This is a genomic window from Pseudoalteromonas sp. TB41 (assembly GCF_000497975.1).
GTDB classification, from domain to species: domain Bacteria; phylum Pseudomonadota; class Gammaproteobacteria; order Enterobacterales; family Alteromonadaceae; genus Pseudoalteromonas; species Pseudoalteromonas tetraodonis.
In genome coordinates this window covers 1-14,746 of record NZ_AUTH01000120.1, presented here as the reverse complement: position 1 = coordinate 14,746, position 14,746 = coordinate 1, and the positions used below count along the sequence as shown (strand labels likewise).

General features: G+C 40.1%; 14 protein-coding genes. 7 read left to right on the top strand and 7 right to left on the bottom strand.

Annotated elements, in window-relative coordinates:
• Positions 1-148 precede the first annotated feature (148 nt).
• The 4 genes from fldA to L641_RS0120990 form a co-directional block, all read right to left on the bottom strand.
• Complete coding sequence (fldA, locus tag L641_RS0121005; RefSeq protein WP_008113772.1) at positions 149-676, bottom strand: flavodoxin FldA; 528 nt, start codon at positions 674-676, stop codon at positions 149-151.
• A gap of 13 nt (positions 677-689) precedes the next feature.
• Positions 690-968: a LexA regulated protein gene (gene ybfE / locus L641_RS0121000; protein ID WP_008113775.1), complete on the bottom strand. Its 279-nt coding sequence runs from the start codon at positions 966-968 to the stop codon at positions 690-692.
• A 2-nt stretch (positions 969-970) separates the two neighbouring features.
• Entirely contained in the window at positions 971-1,192 is a 222-nt protein-coding gene (locus L641_RS0120995) for a DUF2788 domain-containing protein (protein WP_008113777.1), read from the bottom strand.
• 95 nt (positions 1,193-1,287) lie between these two features.
• On the bottom strand, positions 1,288-2,055 hold the full coding sequence (locus L641_RS0120990; RefSeq protein WP_013465003.1) for an alpha/beta fold hydrolase: 768 nt from the start codon (positions 2,053-2,055) through the stop codon (positions 1,288-1,290).
• Positions 2,056-2,543: 488 nt separating this feature from the next.
• Here L641_RS0120990 and seqA point away from each other — a divergent pair, with 488 nt between their 5' ends.
• The 6 genes from seqA (at position 2,544) to L641_RS0120960 (ending at position 9,943) form a co-directional block, all read left to right on the top strand.
• The gene (seqA, locus tag L641_RS0120985; RefSeq protein ID WP_008113782.1) at positions 2,544-3,128 is read left to right on the top strand and encodes a replication initiation negative regulator SeqA; all 585 of its coding nucleotides are present in this window, start codon (positions 2,544-2,546) and stop codon (positions 3,126-3,128) included.
• A 9-nt stretch (positions 3,129-3,137) separates the two neighbouring features.
• Positions 3,138-4,775, top strand: coding sequence for a phosphoglucomutase (alpha-D-glucose-1,6-bisphosphate-dependent) (gene pgm / locus L641_RS0120980; RefSeq protein WP_013465002.1), 1,638 nt, complete (start codon positions 3,138-3,140; stop codon positions 4,773-4,775).
• 81 nt (positions 4,776-4,856) lie between these two features.
• A complete protein-coding gene (gene astE, locus L641_RS0120975) occupies positions 4,857-5,909 on the top strand; it encodes a succinylglutamate desuccinylase (protein ID WP_024603034.1) in 1,053 nt (350 codons plus the stop codon).
• A 265-nt stretch (positions 5,910-6,174) separates the two neighbouring features.
• Positions 6,175-7,389 (top strand): thiamine pyrophosphate-dependent dehydrogenase E1 component subunit alpha, encoded by a 1,215-nt coding sequence (locus tag L641_RS0120970; RefSeq protein ID WP_024603033.1) that lies wholly within the window; start codon positions 6,175-6,177, stop codon positions 7,387-7,389.
• Positions 7,389-8,366: a transketolase C-terminal domain-containing protein gene (locus L641_RS0120965; RefSeq protein ID WP_013464999.1), complete on the top strand. Its 978-nt coding sequence runs from the start codon at positions 7,389-7,391 to the stop codon at positions 8,364-8,366. Before L641_RS0120970 ends, L641_RS0120965 begins: the two co-directional genes overlap by 1 nt.
• An 8-nt stretch (positions 8,367-8,374) precedes the next feature.
• A complete protein-coding gene (locus L641_RS0120960; protein WP_024603032.1) occupies positions 8,375-9,943 on the top strand; it encodes a dihydrolipoyllysine-residue acetyltransferase in 1,569 nt (522 codons plus the stop codon).
• Positions 9,944-10,023: 80 nt separating this feature from the next.
• Here L641_RS0120960 and L641_RS0120955 read toward each other — a convergent pair whose 3' ends face one another.
• Both L641_RS0120955 and L641_RS0120950 read right to left on the bottom strand, forming a co-directional pair.
• Positions 10,024-11,193 (bottom strand): putative manganese transporter, encoded by a 1,170-nt coding sequence (locus tag L641_RS0120955; RefSeq protein ID WP_024603031.1) that lies wholly within the window; start codon positions 11,191-11,193, stop codon positions 10,024-10,026.
• Between the two features lie 85 nt (positions 11,194-11,278).
• Entirely contained in the window at positions 11,279-12,907 is a 1,629-nt protein-coding gene (locus L641_RS0120950) for a M28 family metallopeptidase (protein WP_024603030.1), read from the bottom strand.
• 107 nt (positions 12,908-13,014) lie between these two features.
• Between L641_RS0120950 and L641_RS0120945 the strand changes: the two genes are divergently transcribed.
• Complete coding sequence (locus tag L641_RS0120945; protein ID WP_024603029.1) at positions 13,015-13,827, top strand: DUF3025 domain-containing protein; 813 nt, start codon at positions 13,015-13,017, stop codon at positions 13,825-13,827.
• A gap of 67 nt (positions 13,828-13,894) precedes the next feature.
• Here L641_RS0120945 and L641_RS0120940 read toward each other — a convergent pair whose 3' ends face one another.
• Complete coding sequence (locus L641_RS0120940) at positions 13,895-14,656, bottom strand: IS5 family transposase (RefSeq protein WP_024600859.1); 762 nt, start codon at positions 14,654-14,656, stop codon at positions 13,895-13,897.
• Positions 14,657-14,746: the final 90 nt, after the last annotated feature.

The window sequence follows — 14,746 nt, the reverse complement described above, 5'->3', positions numbered from 1 at the left end:
CATCTTGCAAGATGTACTCGTCACAATAACAGTTAGGATAACGTGCCTTAGCAGGAAGTGCAAAGAACAATTGATCTATATCAACATTAACGCGGAAAATGCTAACTGTTTGATAATATTTTAAACAGTTAGCATAAAAAAGGGGGGATTAATCTGCTAACTCACTTAAGCACATTTCATCATATACCTGAGCACACCATTGCTTAACGCGCTGCTCAGTCAATTCTGGCTGACGGTCTTCATCAATACCTAAACCAACAAAATGCTTGTCATCAGCCATGCCTTTTGATGCTTCAAAATCATAACTGTCTGTTGGCCAATGGCCAACAACAATAGCGCCACGTTCTGTTACGATATCGTTGATCATGCCCATAGCATCTAAGAAGTATTCTGCATAGTCTTCTTGGTCGCCACAGCCAAAAATAGCCACTAGTTTACCTTCAAAGCTTACTTCTTCAAGCTCAGGAAAGAAATCATCCCAATCACATTGCGCTTCACCATAATACCAAGTTGGAATACCGAATAAGATCAGATCAAACTCAGCAATCTCTTCTTTAGAGCTTTTTGCAATGTCATGCACAGCAACGAGCTTTTTACCCAATTCTTTTTGGATCATTTTTGCTACGTGTTCTGTGTTACCTGTGTCACTTCCGAAAAAAATGCCTACACTTGCCATGGATTTAAACCTTTTATCTATCAATAGCCAATCTTTCTTGTAAAATTGTTTCGATCAACGCACTGCGGCTAATATTTTGTGCATCTGCCATATCACTCAGTGCCTGATACAGCTGTGACGAAACTTTAAATTCAACACGCTTTAAACCACGTGCCTTATCTCTTTTTATTTGATTACGTTTATTAACCTTTAACTGCATATCCCGAGGAAGGGGATTAGTTTTAGGTCTACCTGGACGTTTCTCGTATTCAAATAAATCAAGCGTTGTTCTATCTGTTTCTGACTTGGCCATGCTTAACCTACACCCGCACCTTGCCAAAATACCTGAATAAGTCCTTTGGCAATAAAGCCAGAGCAACCTAAAAAGAGTACCAGCCACACAATATAACGACCAAATTTAGGCACATTGCCGCTTTTCAGTACGTCTTTAATTGCCAAGCCGATAAAAATAAAAATACCTGCTAAGCCAAAATACAACCCTAAGGTATCAAATTCGTTAATAAACTGACTGACCATCGACGTATAACCTTTAAATTAAACGGCGCGTACTATAGCACATAAATCTTTAATTATTTAGTGTGATAAATCAAAAACACGCCATAAAAATAACATTAAACTGCAGTTAAAAAATCATTGATTGCTTTGTTTACAGCCTGTGGTTTTTGGGCATGTAACCAATGACCCGCACCATGAATGATTTTTGCACTGACGTTTTTAAACAGCGCATTAATCGCTTCGCGATGCTCGGTTAAAATGTAGTCAGAGTCATTACCTTTAATAAACAGAGTTTCGCACAAACAAGAATTATTTGCATTAATGTTTGCGGTAATAGTTGAATATTTATTATCGAGCACAGGTAAATTAAAGCGCCAAACAAAGTGCCCATCATCATTTTTATATAAGCTTTTTAATAAAAACTGACGTACACCTAACTCCTCTATATACGGTTGCATTACTAAATCAGCTTGCTTTCTATCACTAATATCTGCATTTTTAACTGCATTTAAAGCCTCAAGTATTTGAGTATGGCGCGCAGGGTAGCTCACAGGCGCAATATCAAGAACCACTAGTTTATCGACTAAATCAGTATGGCTCAGTGCTATTTGCATCGCCACTTTGCCGCCCATAGAGTGCCCAACCAGATGCGCTTTTTGTATGTTTAATGCCGTCATTAATTCAACAACATCATTAGCCATTGCAGTATAATCCATTTCATCGCTGTGGGGCGAAAGGCCATGATTACGTAAATCAACGTTGGTTACACAAAAATGCTCGCTTAATGGCTTCGCAATCACATTAAGGTTTTCTAAAGAGCCAAACAGTCCATGGATCAAAATAACATTTGGACCTTGACCAATTTGTTTGTAATTTAATTGCATAGACGTCTCCTTCAATTTTGCGCATAGTTTGCCGAGCATTACCCTAAAAAGCAAAAAATACAGGTATTATTTGTATGTTGGACTCAAAAATACCTAGCTTCCTGATTATTTGGTCATTATTAATTACTACTATGTTTAGGGTCGCGTGGGTTGTAACTCGCATTTCTAACTGGATTGGGTATATACCCAAACCATCACAAGATACAGAATTCAGCGTTTCACCGGGGCTTAATATCAAGGCGTTAGTTTGCAACAATGGTGATCCCTTTTAAAAATTAACAACGATGAGAGTAAGTTCCTGTGAAACGCCCAGAGGGTTGGTTTAAAAGCGATTTATACTGCGTTATTGGTTTTAGCAATAGAACGACTATTGTTTGCAATCAATGCCTTGCCTAAATCGCTTTTAATTCCAACGACGCTCGCATCTTGAGGTGATTTGGGTATAATCATATCGAAAGAAAAATGTGACCCGTAATGACAGGAAGAACATGAAACAAATCGACATAGACGACGAGTTATATCAGTACATTGCAAGCAATACACAGAGTATTGGTGAGAGTGCATCCACTATTTTACGTCGTTTATTAAATCTCAACGGCGAAAAAATTAACACCACTAAATTAGACACTGATCATAAAAATGAAACCGTTAGTGTGTCTAATTCATCACTAGAACAACCTATAGCAGACGTTGAACAGCCAACCCAAGTGGCAAAACCGCCGGTAAATAAAAAGAATGCGAACGTATTTAATATTTTAAATAAAGAAGAATTGGCGATGCAAAAAGGCGTTGTAGGTCGTTTTTTATTTATTTTAAGTGCATTTTATCGAACGCATAAAACAGACTTCTCTGCGGTACTAGATATTAAAGGTCGAGATCGTGTTTACTTCGCGACCAGTAAAGAAGACTTAGTGAATAGCGGTAGTAGTATGAACCCAAAAAATATCACTGACAGTGAATATTGGGTGATGACCAATTCTAATACCACGCGTAAAAAAATGATGCTGCATGAAGTTGCACTTAGTTTAGGCTATAGCAACGAGCAAGCTGAAAAAATTCGTGATTATCTTTAAGGAAAGACCATGGCAATTCATTCCGGCGCAGGTAAAACTGCACCACAATCGGCTTTAGTGAATGTACCAAAGTTAGTGTCTGCGTATTATTTAAATGAGCCTGACTTAGAGCAAAACCCCGAGCATTGTGTTGCATTTGGCACCTCAGGGCACCGAGGCTGTGCCTACGATGTAAAATTTAACGAATCACACATATTATCAATTACCCAAGCTATTTGTGATTACAGAAAACAGAACGATATATTTGGTCCGTTATTTTTAGGTAAAGATACCCACGCACTGAGCGAGGCGGCCTTTAACTCAGCAATTGAAGTGTTGGTTGCTAATGAAGTCCAAGTGATCACCCAAGAAAATGGTGACTTTACTCCAACGCCAGTTATTAGCCATGCTATTGTTAGTTATAATAAAAATCATCCTAATGAGCTTGCCGATGGCATTGTAGTGACTCCATCTCATAATCCACCAGAAGATGGCGGTTTTAAATATAACCCGCCCAATGGCGGTCCTGCAGACACAGACGTTACAAAATGGATTGAAGACAGAGCCAATCAATTATTATTAGAAGACTTAGTTGAAGTAGAACTGTTTCCTTTTGCTAAAGCTTCACGTTCTGGTTTTATTCGCTACGAAGATTTAATGACGCCTTATATTGATGATTTAAAAAACATTATTAATTTAAAAGCGATTAGCGATGCAGGCATCAAGATTGGTATTGATCCATTAGGTGGCTCAGGCATTAACTTTTGGCCAGTGATTGCGCAAAAATATAATTTAGATTTAACGGTCGTTAATGACAGTGTTGATCCACGTTTTGCATTTATGCCGCTTGATAAAGATGGCAAAATTCGTATGGATTGCTCATCACCTTATTCAATGGCTAATTTAATTGCCCTTAAAGATGATTTTGATTTATCGATTGGTAATGACCCTGATTATGACCGTCACGGTATAGTAACACCAGATGGGTTAATGAATCCTAATCACTTTTTAGCCGTAGCGATTGACTATTTACTAACGCATCGTGATTGGGATGCCAGTGTTGAAATCGGTAAAACCCTTGTTTCTAGCTCAATGATTGACAAGGTAACTGAGCGCAACAAGCGTAAAGTAAAAGAAGTACCCGTTGGCTTTAAATGGTTTGTTGAGGGTTTAAACAAAGGCAAATTGGCCTTTGGTGGTGAAGAAAGCGCTGGTGCGGCTTTCTTACGTTTTGATGGCACGGTTTGGTGTACAGATAAAGATGGCTTTATCATGGGCTTACTCGCCGCTGAAATTCTTGCAGTTACAGGTAAAACACCGTCTGCGCTGTATAAAGAACTAGAGCAAGAATTTGGTGCGCCACTTTATAAACGCCTAGATGCGCCAGCAACGCCTGAGCAAAAGTCGCGATTAAAAGCACTCAGTGCTGATGACGTAAAAGCAGATACCTTAGCGGGTGAGCCTATTTTACAAAAGCTAACTCATGCGCCAGGTAATAATGCAGCTATTGGTGGTCTAAAAGTGGTAACTGAAAGCGGCTGGTTTGCGGCGCGTCCGTCAGGTACAGAAGATATTTATAAAATTTACTTAGAATCATTTAAAGGCGAAGAGCACTTAGCCTTATTAGAAAAAGAAGCTAAAAAACTGGTTGATTCAGTGATTAGCTAAGTTTCAATTACAACTAAAAACGGCTGATTTTATCAGCCGTTTTTGTATCTATAATTTACAAAAAAAAGGGCTTTTATCGTTATGTCAGCCACTGCAGAATATATTAATCAATTAAAACAAGATGGTGATTTTTTAACGCTTTCGCGAAACCATGAATGGCATTTAGAGGCAGGTCAATTTACGCTTAATAACAATACTCAGGTTACCATACACGATACCGGAGTGATTGAGTTTGAACCTGATTGTATAACGTCAAAAAATGTGGTGCTATCCAGTGCCATTCATGGCAATGAGACAGCCCCCATTGAAATTTGCGATGAACTCATTAAACACATTATTAGTGAGCAACTTGAATTACAACAACGTGTTTTATTTATTTTTGGTAATCCTCAGTCAATTAATATTGGTAAACGATTTGTAGAAGAGAACTTAAACCGCTTGTTTAACGGCCACCACACTGTTGATGGCATAGCGATGAACGACGAACGTGTTCGTGCTGATAAACTTGAGCAATATGTTAGCGATTTTTATGCGCGTTCAGAGCAGGGTACGTATCGCTGTCATTATGATTTACATACCGCTATTCGCGGTTCTAAAAACGAAAAATTTGCTGTTTACCCATTCTTACATGGCAAGCCTTGGAAAAAGTCGCAACTGCAGTTCTTATTAAGCTGTGGTGTAAATACAGTATTGATGATGAAGTCGCCTGCTACCACGTTTAGCTACTATTCGTCGTTTGTGCATGGGGCTGACTCATTTACTGTAGAGCTTGGGCAAGTGAAACCCTTTGGTGAAAACGACATGTCACGCTTTGCAAAAACAAAACAAACTTTAACTGCATTAATTAGCCAAGAAGAAGTAAAATACCCAGAATTTAATGCAAGCGACTTTGAGTTGTTTTCTGTTCATCGTACTATTAACCGCACAGCGCAAAACTTTAGTTTTCCGTTTTCTGACGATGCCGAGAATTTTACAGGGTTTGCAAAGGGTGAGCTTTTAGCCACCGATGGCGATAATGCCATATATGCCGACGTAGAAGGGGAAGCAATTATTTTTCCTAACGCACAGGTTGCCATTGGGCAACGTGCATTACTTACAGTAGTCCCTATGCAAGTGGATAGCCGCTTTAGCTAAATCAACACATCAGACCACTTGTTATGAAAGTTTAACCAACTGATTAATAAGTGGTTAATTATATGTATAGTTAACTTGCCAGTTTTTTGCTCATTATTTACTTTTCTTTGGTCACAGTTTTGTTGAATAACACTTTACGTTAACGTAAAGTGTTGGCAGCTTTAATTAAATACAGTGCAGATGTTGCAAAGTTTATTCAGCAACTATCACCCATAATAATAATCCAAAGGGGCGCTGTGATACCGACAACAAAAGAAGGTAGGTTATGAGTAATCCCAATAACGTATCGCTGAATATTAATCATGAGCTTGAGTTTATTGACGGCCACGCACTTAATATTCCAACCCTGAGTATTTTAACTGAGGACGGCGACATTCATCCTAGTGCTCCTGCACCTGATATTTCTAAACACACCGCGATTAAATTATACGAAACCATGCGTTTTATTCGTTTATTGGATGAACGTATGCAGGGTGCTCAACGCCAAGGGCGTGTTAGCTTTTACATGCAGTGTTTAGGGGAAGAAGCGGCGGTAACAGCCTCTGCTGCAGCCCTTGATCAAGATGACATGATCATGGCGCAATACCGTGAACAAGCAGCCTTACACTATCGTGGTTTTACCCTTGATCAATTTATGAACCAAATGTTTTCTAATGAATTAGATTTAGGTAAAGGCCGTCAAATGCCGATCCATTATGGTTCTAAAGCACTTAACTACATGACCATTTCATCACCTTTGGGAACACAAATTCCACAGGCTACGGGTTACGCATATGGTCAAAAAATAAAACACATTGATGCTAAAACAGGTGAACTAGCAAGTACTATTGATAACGTTACTATTTGTTATTTTGGTGAAGGGGCTGCTTCAGAAGGTGATTTTCATGCAGGCTTAAATATGGCTGCAGTACATAAAGCACCGGTTATCTTTTTTGCACGTAACAATGGTTATGCTATTTCAACCCCAGCCGATGAGCAATTTAAAGGCGATGGGATTGCATCGCGTGGTGTGGGTTATGGTATTAAAACCATTCGTGTTGATGGCAGTGATGCGCTCGCCGTTTACGCGGCAACTAAAAAAGCTCGCGAAATTGCTGCGACACAAGGTGAACCGGTATTAATTGAATCGATAGCGTATCGTTTAGGTGCGCATTCAACATCAGATGATCCAAGCGGTTACCGTTCAAAAGATGAAGAAGCAAACTATAAAACATGCCCAATTGAGCGCTTTAGAAAATGGTTAGTAAAACAAAATTGGTTAGATGACGCAGAAGATATCAAAGCGAAAGAAACAATTCGTGATGATATTTTAGCGGCACTAAAACGCGCTGAAGTAATTGATAAGCCGGCGTTAGAAGAGCTAATTTCAGATGTTTACGATACGCCAATTCCATCTTTACAACGTCAATATGATGAACTTAAAACGCATATAAAAGCACATCCAGAGGCCTACCCAACAACAGCAGGGAGAATTAAGTAATGGCTAAAATGAACATGCTACATGCAATTAATTCTGCTTTAGATATCACCATGAATGAACATCCTCAAGCGTGTATTTTTGGTGAAGATGTGGGTTATTTTGGCGGTGTTTTTAGAGCAACATCAGGGTTACAAGAAAAGTACGGTAAGCATCGCGTATTCAATACCCCGCTCACAGAGCAAGGTATTTTAGGCTTTGCTAATGGTTTGGCAGCCTTTGGTGCACCTGCATTGGCAGAGATTCAATTTGCTGATTACATCTTTCCTGCGTTTGACCAAATAGTGAATGAATCGGCTAAGTTTCGTTATCGTAGTGGTAATGAGTTTAATGTGGGTAATCTAACGATTCGTACACCTTACGGTGGCGGTATTGCTGGTGGTTTGTATCACTCGCAATCGCCAGAAGCGTACTTTGCTCACACGCCAGGGTTAAAAATTGTCGTGCCGCGTAACCCGTACCAAGCTAAAGGCTTACTGCGTGCGTGTATTAAAGACGACAACCCAGTGCTATTTTTTGAGCCCAAACGTTTATACCGCGCCTCAACTGGTGAAGTGCCTGAAGAAGATTACAGCATTGAACTTGGTAAAGCTGAAGTAGTTCAAGAGGGTACTGACGTTACTTTACTAGCGTGGGGTGCACAAATGGAAATTATAGAAGCAGCGGCAAAGCAAGCCAGTGAACAGGGCATTAGCTGTGAAGTGATTGACCTTCGCAGTATTTTACCATGGGATGTTGAAACGATTGCTAAATCAGTGACTAAAACAGGCCGTCTTATTGTTAGTCATGAAGCACCTATTACTAACGGTTTTGGCGCAGAAATAGCCGCAACCATCGCTCAAGAGTGTTTTCTGCATTTAGAGTCGCCTATTTTACGTGTGTGTGGTCTAGATACGCCATACCCGCTGGCGCTCGAAAAAGAATATGTTCCAGATGCATTAAAAGTAATGGCCGCAATTAAACAATCAGTGAACTTTTAGGGGTTTCCATGGCTAAAGATTTTATATTACCTGACATTGGTGAAGGCATAGTTGAATGCGAAGTAGTCGAATGGCTGGTACAAGAGGGCGACACTGTAAAAGAAGATCAGCCTATTTGTGATGTGATGACAGATAAAGCCTTAGTGCAAATTCCAGCGGTACACGATGGGGTGATCACTAAGCTGCATTGTAAAAAAGGCGATATTGCTAAAGTACATGCGCCGTTATTTGCAATGGATGTTGCCGGGGAAGCACCCAGCGAAAAGACTGAAACATCATCTGCACCAACATCTACTCGTGAACACTTAGAAGATTTTATCTTACCCGATATTGGTGAAGGTATTGTTGAGTGTGAAATTGTAGAGTGGTTAGTAGCAGAAGGCGATGAAATAGAAGAAGACCAAGCCGTTTGTGATGTAATGACCGATAAAGCATTAGTACAAATACCGGCTAAATACACCGGTACAGTGCAAAAGCTGTATTATCAAAAAGGTGAAATTGCAAAGGTGCATAGCCCATTATTTCAAATGACGGTTGCAGGGCAAGTCGCAAAAGAAGACGTTGATGTTAACCAAGCAGTTGTAAAAGCGCAAAGTAACGCAACGTCAGACGCACCTGCTAAGCAAACGCAAACTGCAATAGTTAACGAAAAAGCGGTTGCATCACCGGCGGTTAGGCGTAAAGCGCGTGAGCTTGACGTTGATTTAACCTGCGTACCAGGTAGTGGTAAAAATGGCCGTATTTATAAACAAGATATTGAGGCGTTTATAAAAAATGAAGTGCCATCTGGCATGGATACCTCTGAGCTTAACAAGCCACAAACGACTCAGAGTAAAAACACTCGTAGTACTGAGAACTCAACTAGTTCGGGTGGAACGCGAACAGAAGTGATTAAAGGCATTAAAGCGGCCATGGCAAAACAAATGGTGGCGTCGGTTTCTACTATTCCACATTTTACCTACAGTGATGAAATTGACTTAACTGATTTAATTGCACTTCGAACTGATCTTAAAGAGCAATATAAAGCACAGGGTGTTAAGTTAACTATGATGCCGTTCTTTATTAAGGCGTTATCCTTGGCAATGACTGAATTCCCGGTACTTAACTCAAAAGTAAACGATGATTGCAGTGAAATTACCTACTACGATGATCACAATATCGGGGTTGCAGTGGATTCTAAAGTGGGCTTATTAGTACCAAATATTAAAGCCTGCCAAACTAAAAGTATTGTAGAGGTAGCTAATAATTTAACGCAATTAACTAACTCAGCTCGAGAAGGCCGCGTAGCACCAGATGATTTAAAAGGCGGTACTATTAGTATTTCGAATATAGGTGCGATTGGTGGCACTATAGCTACGCCAATTATTAATAAGCCAGAAGTGGCGATTGTTGCCTTAGGTAAATTACAGCACCTTCCGCGCTTTGACGAGCAAGGGCAAGTGGTATCGCGTGCAATTATGCAAGTAAGTTGGTCAGGGGATCACCGTGTAATTGATGGCGGCACTATTGCGCGCTTTAATAATTTATGGAAAGAATACTTAGAGCAGCCAGCTAAAATGATGATGGCTATGCGCTAAGTCTTTATATTCATTTATAAATTAAAAAACCAGCAATTAGCTGGTTTTTTTATAACTTAATAAATAAAAGCTAGACTGATTTAGCTAAAAAAATACAGTCCATAACCAACTAATAACGCGGGAATAGCGGTATATAGCGTGGCAATAATAGCCGCTTTAGGTGTCATGGCAATGGCTGGGAAAAGCGCATCGCCATCGTTGGAAATGGCATTGGCCGCTAATGCGCTAAACGGAATAACCCCTTGAATATATAAAGTGGTAACAATTATTTGCGGGCCACAGCCAGGTAAAAAACCAATTAAAACCGCTATGAGCGGGGCCATATAAGCATAATTTAAAAACCATGTTTTTAAGTCAAGGCCAAACACGGTAACCAGTAGTTCAAATAATATAAAGGAGGCAACCACCCACGCGGTTACAAAATGAGTATCTTGCAGTACTTTTGTGAGTTTTGAAGGTGGACTGCATATATCATCTTCTGAGGTTACTTCTTTATAGCTTTCACCTTTTGAAGATAACGCCCACATAAATACGACAAACAACGCCATTAATGCGCCAAAATGAGTAACAGTGAATGTGGTGTACTGCCCAAATTGGCTCAAATCAATATTAAAAGCGAGTAAAAAGGCAATGAGTAACCCCGGAATAATAGCGATGTACCAAATAGGCTTACTGAGCGTAATTATTTTCGTCGGTAAAAGGGTAACCTGTGGTGTGTGCTTTTGATCAGTTGGGCATAAGTAGCCTGTTTTATGAAGTGTGTTGACGATTAAACCCGTTACTGAGCCAACCACAAACCCTATTGCCATGATGGTTAAACCCTCGGTAGGGCGAGTCGCTAACAATAAAAACGCGGCATCACCCATAGTGGCCGTTAATACAGCAACAATTGCGCCAAAGCTAGCTTGGCCTTTTGTAAATTGAGTCACCACAATAATCGCGCCACCACAGCCTGGTAACATGCCTAAAAAAGCAGCAAAGCTGACCTCTAATACCGGTGACTTAGCATTTAGGTAACGAAGCTCTAGTTGGGGTAAATGATCAATCGCGTAGTAGTAAATAAATAAGGTCGCAGCAACAAACACACTGACTTGAAAAAAAGCATCACTGAGTGCAGTAATTGTTATGGCGCGTAAATCGGGCAGGGCTAAACAGACTAAAATTAACAGAGGTAAAATTAGGCGTTTATTTTGATGAAAAACACGTTTTGCAGCTGGCGAAATAACTCCTAAATGGGATGTTAAAAACATACAGTACGACCTAATTAAAGAATGAGATCGCACTGTACTATTTTATTAAATGATAATCAATATCATTTACGTGTTGTCGCAGTAGTTACTTTTTACGTTGAAACTCTGAGTTTTCATTCCACGTAGGCCACTGAGTTTGTTGTGAAATATCAAAACCTACTTTATAAAATAATTGTAAATCTTGAACCGCACCTGATAAATCCCACTCATCGCGGTATCTATCACAAGGTTGATGGTAACAACCACGCAGTACTAAGCTCATACGCTTACGGTAATTTGCAGTTTCATCGTCAAACGCTTGTGTACCGCCACCGGCATACATGGCAGGAACACCCATATTAGCAAAGGCAAAGTGATCTGAGCGGTAGTAGCCACCTGAAGATGGTTTAGGGTCGCCCGATACTGTTCTGCCTTGCTCTTTGGCCGCAGTTGCTAATAGCTCATCCATTTGTGATTTACCAATACCCACCACACTAATATCTTTTACTTTACCTAATAGGTTTAAGCTGTCCATATTAATATTTGCAACGGTTTTATTAGCTGGAATAACTGGATTCGCAGCATAATATTTCGAGCCTAATAAACCTTGCTCTTCAGCGGTTACCGCTAAAAAGGTCATTGAACGGTCAGGGCGTTTACCTAGTTTGGTAAAGGCTTCGGCAACTTCTATCATACCGGCTGTACCTGTTGCGTTATCGTGTGCGCCGTTATAAATTTGATCGCCTTTACGGTTTTTATCCGTTCCTAAATGATCCCAATGCGCAGAGTAAATAATATGCTCATCGGGTGTTTTACTACCAGGAAGAGTGGCAATAAAGTTATAAGATACCGATTTTTTGATGGTGTTTTTTACATTTACAGTGGCTGTTAAATCGCCCATATCAACATGGTAAGCACCTTTGGCAGCGTTTGCTTTGGCGGTTTCAAAATCAAGGCCTGCTTTAGAAAAAAGCTCTTTTGCTACATCAACAGTAACCCAACCTTCAACAGCAACACGGTCCATATTATTGTTTTCTTTTACGAAACCAAATTGCTCGCCACTCCATGAGTTCTCAACCACAGACCAAGGGTAAGACGCTGGAGCAGTTTCATGAATAATAATAGCGCCTGCAGCACCTTGACGGCTTGCTTCTTCGTATTTGTAAGTCCAACGCCCGTAATAGGTCATTGCATCGCCGGTGAATAAAGCAGGATCTTTAGTTGCAAAACCCGGATCGTTTACCAGCATAACAACGGTTTTACCTTTAACATCTAGGCCTTCGTAATCATTCCAGTTATATTCAGGTGCGTTAACACCGTAGCCCACAAATACAAGCTCCGAGTTTTCAATTCCTTCTTGCGCACTAATACGGCTACTACCCATAACCATGTCTTTTTTGTATTGGTAGTCTTTACCGCCAATATTAAGCACCATATCAGAGTCTGCTTCTAACGATACAAGCGGCACTTCTTGGAAAAAGCTGTCGCCATTACCCGGCTCAAAGCCTAAAGCAGTAAATTCTTTTGTTAAGTAATCAAGCGTAAGCTTTTCACCTTCAGATGAAGGAGCACGTCCACCAAATTCATCAGAAGCTAACACTTTTACATGCTTAGCAATTTCATCCGCTTGAATGCTGTTGTAGCCTTTAGCGACATCATCAGATGTAATACTTGTTGTTGCACAGCCGGCTAAAATTGCCGTTGTTATTAGGGTCAAAGAAAAATAACGTTTCATATTAGCTCTTTTTTTGTTCTAAGTGGCGTTAGTATATGAACTTCTGTTAATTAGAACCAGTTTTTGCGGTAAACTGTTGCTGATAAAAATGTACAGTAAAGGTAACAATGAAGCGTTTTACTCCCCCAGAACAATTTCAAGTAACGAGTATAAATGGAGGTGCATTTGAGCACCTTCGTCAGCTGTTTAAAATAGATCAGCAAACAGACTGGCCTGAGCCTGCGTACTTTACCCCGTATTTAAACGCCATCAATGCTAATAATCTGCCCATTCGTTTTGTCGATGATGCCAAGGTTGATTTTGCTGAGCGCTATTATGAACAAGTCATTTTTGAAACAGGGGACGTGCCCACCCGACAACAAAACTGGCATGATCTGTTTGGTGGTTTTATTTGGTGCTTATTTCCAAAAACAAAAGCCCTTATTAATCAGCGTCATGTTGATGAAATAGCGTTGCATGGGTTAAAACAACGAAGTAAACACCGTAACGCACTGACCTTGTTTGACGAATGCGGTGTGGTTTTAGCTATTAGCGAATCACAGTGGAAAGAGTGGTTAAGAGATCATCAATGGAAAACAGCCTTCATCGAACATAGAGAGCAGTGGGGTAAAACCATTGCACCTTTCATGTTTGGCCATGCCAATTATGAAATGTTAACCAAACCTTATATTGGACTGACTGGCAAAGCCTTATTTGTAAATGTACCGGATGAAATATTTTGTAAAGATTTAGTAACGCAATACCAGTACCTAGATCAGCGCCTTTATGAGATGATTAAAACTGATGATTGTTTAGCCGATAACAAACAGCTTTCACCTTTACCTTTATTAGGTGTTCCTGGTTGGTTTGATGAGAATAACAATCCATCATTTTACGATAACACGGACTATTTTAGACCGAAACGAAGGACACGAAAATGATAGAAGTTACCGCGCTTAAAAAGAAGTTTAAGCTCACTAGGGGCTGTTGATCTTTGTAGTACATATATCAATCAGCCCACATTGGTAGCCACATCATAGTAAATGCTAAAGCGAGCATTGAATGATAATTTCGTTCAAGCTTTTCATACCGCGTGGCTATCCCTCTATATTGCTTAATACGGCCAAATGCATTCTCAACCAAGTGCCGATATTTATACATGCACCAGTCAATATCTTCATTGCCTACTAAACTGTTGCCCTTACGTGGAATAACGGGTGTAGCGTTATTATCACGAACAAACGCTCTCAGTTTTTCACTGTCGTAGCCTTTATCTGCGACAACCATATTACTTGTTGGGCAATTAGCTACGAGTGACTCTGCATGGACGATATCATGCGTATTTCCACAGGATAATTCATAATAAACAGGCAACCCTCCGCTATCGACTGCAAGATGAATTTTCGTAGAATTTCCACCTCGGCTCTTTCCAATTGATTCATTGTCAGCAGTTCTTGCACCGCAACTATGTTGATGAGCCCTGACAATACTGCCATCAATGAAGACCCAATCCATGTCCGCATCACGAGATAATGCGCGAAACAGTTCATTCAAAATCCCTTTTTTGGACCATAAATTAAACCGTCTGTAGATAGCACTCCAACGGCCAAAATCAGAAGGTAAATCTCGCCATGGAATACCTGTGCGCATCTTATACAGTATGCCTTCGAGCGTTTTTCTATGGTCGGGCTTATTATAAATTCGACCACTTAAGTACATTACTTTTGATAAGACATTCCATGTCCCGTCTGTTAGCATTAATCTTGGCATGTAGGTTCGGTGTAAAGTTTTCTGGCGAATTCAATTATACCTTATCTTCATGCTGTTTGTTTTTCATACCACAAAGATCAACACGCCCTA

Coding starts and splice junctions, on each gene's coding strand:
- ybfE (WP_008113775.1), bottom strand. CDS start 968: ATGGCCAAGTCAGAAACAGATAGAACAACGCTTGATTTATTTGAATAC.
- L641_RS0120950 (WP_024603030.1), bottom strand. CDS start 12,907: ATGAAACGTTATTTTTCTTTGACCCTAATAACAACGGCAATTTTAGCC.
- L641_RS0120990 (WP_013465003.1), bottom strand. CDS start 2,055: ATGCAATTAAATTACAAACAAATTGGTCAAGGTCCAAATGTTATTTTG.
- astE (WP_024603034.1), top strand. CDS start 4,857: ATGTCAGCCACTGCAGAATATATTAATCAATTAAAACAAGATGGTGAT.
- L641_RS0120995 (WP_008113777.1), bottom strand. CDS start 1,192: ATGGTCAGTCAGTTTATTAACGAATTTGATACCTTAGGGTTGTATTTT.
- fldA (WP_008113772.1), bottom strand. CDS start 676: ATGGCAAGTGTAGGCATTTTTTTCGGAAGTGACACAGGTAACACAGAA.
- L641_RS0120955 (WP_024603031.1), bottom strand. CDS start 11,193: ATGTTTTTAACATCCCATTTAGGAGTTATTTCGCCAGCTGCAAAACGT.
- L641_RS0120965 (WP_013464999.1), top strand. CDS start 7,389: ATGGCTAAAATGAACATGCTACATGCAATTAATTCTGCTTTAGATATC.
- L641_RS0120945 (WP_024603029.1), top strand. CDS start 13,015: ATGAAGCGTTTTACTCCCCCAGAACAATTTCAAGTAACGAGTATAAAT.
- L641_RS0120940 (WP_024600859.1), bottom strand. CDS start 14,656: ATGCCAAGATTAATGCTAACAGACGGGACATGGAATGTCTTATCAAAA.
- L641_RS0120970 (WP_024603033.1), top strand. CDS start 6,175: ATGAGTAATCCCAATAACGTATCGCTGAATATTAATCATGAGCTTGAG.
- pgm (WP_013465002.1), top strand. CDS start 3,138: ATGGCAATTCATTCCGGCGCAGGTAAAACTGCACCACAATCGGCTTTA.
- L641_RS0120960 (WP_024603032.1), top strand. CDS start 8,375: ATGGCTAAAGATTTTATATTACCTGACATTGGTGAAGGCATAGTTGAA.
- seqA (WP_008113782.1), top strand. CDS start 2,544: ATGAAACAAATCGACATAGACGACGAGTTATATCAGTACATTGCAAGC.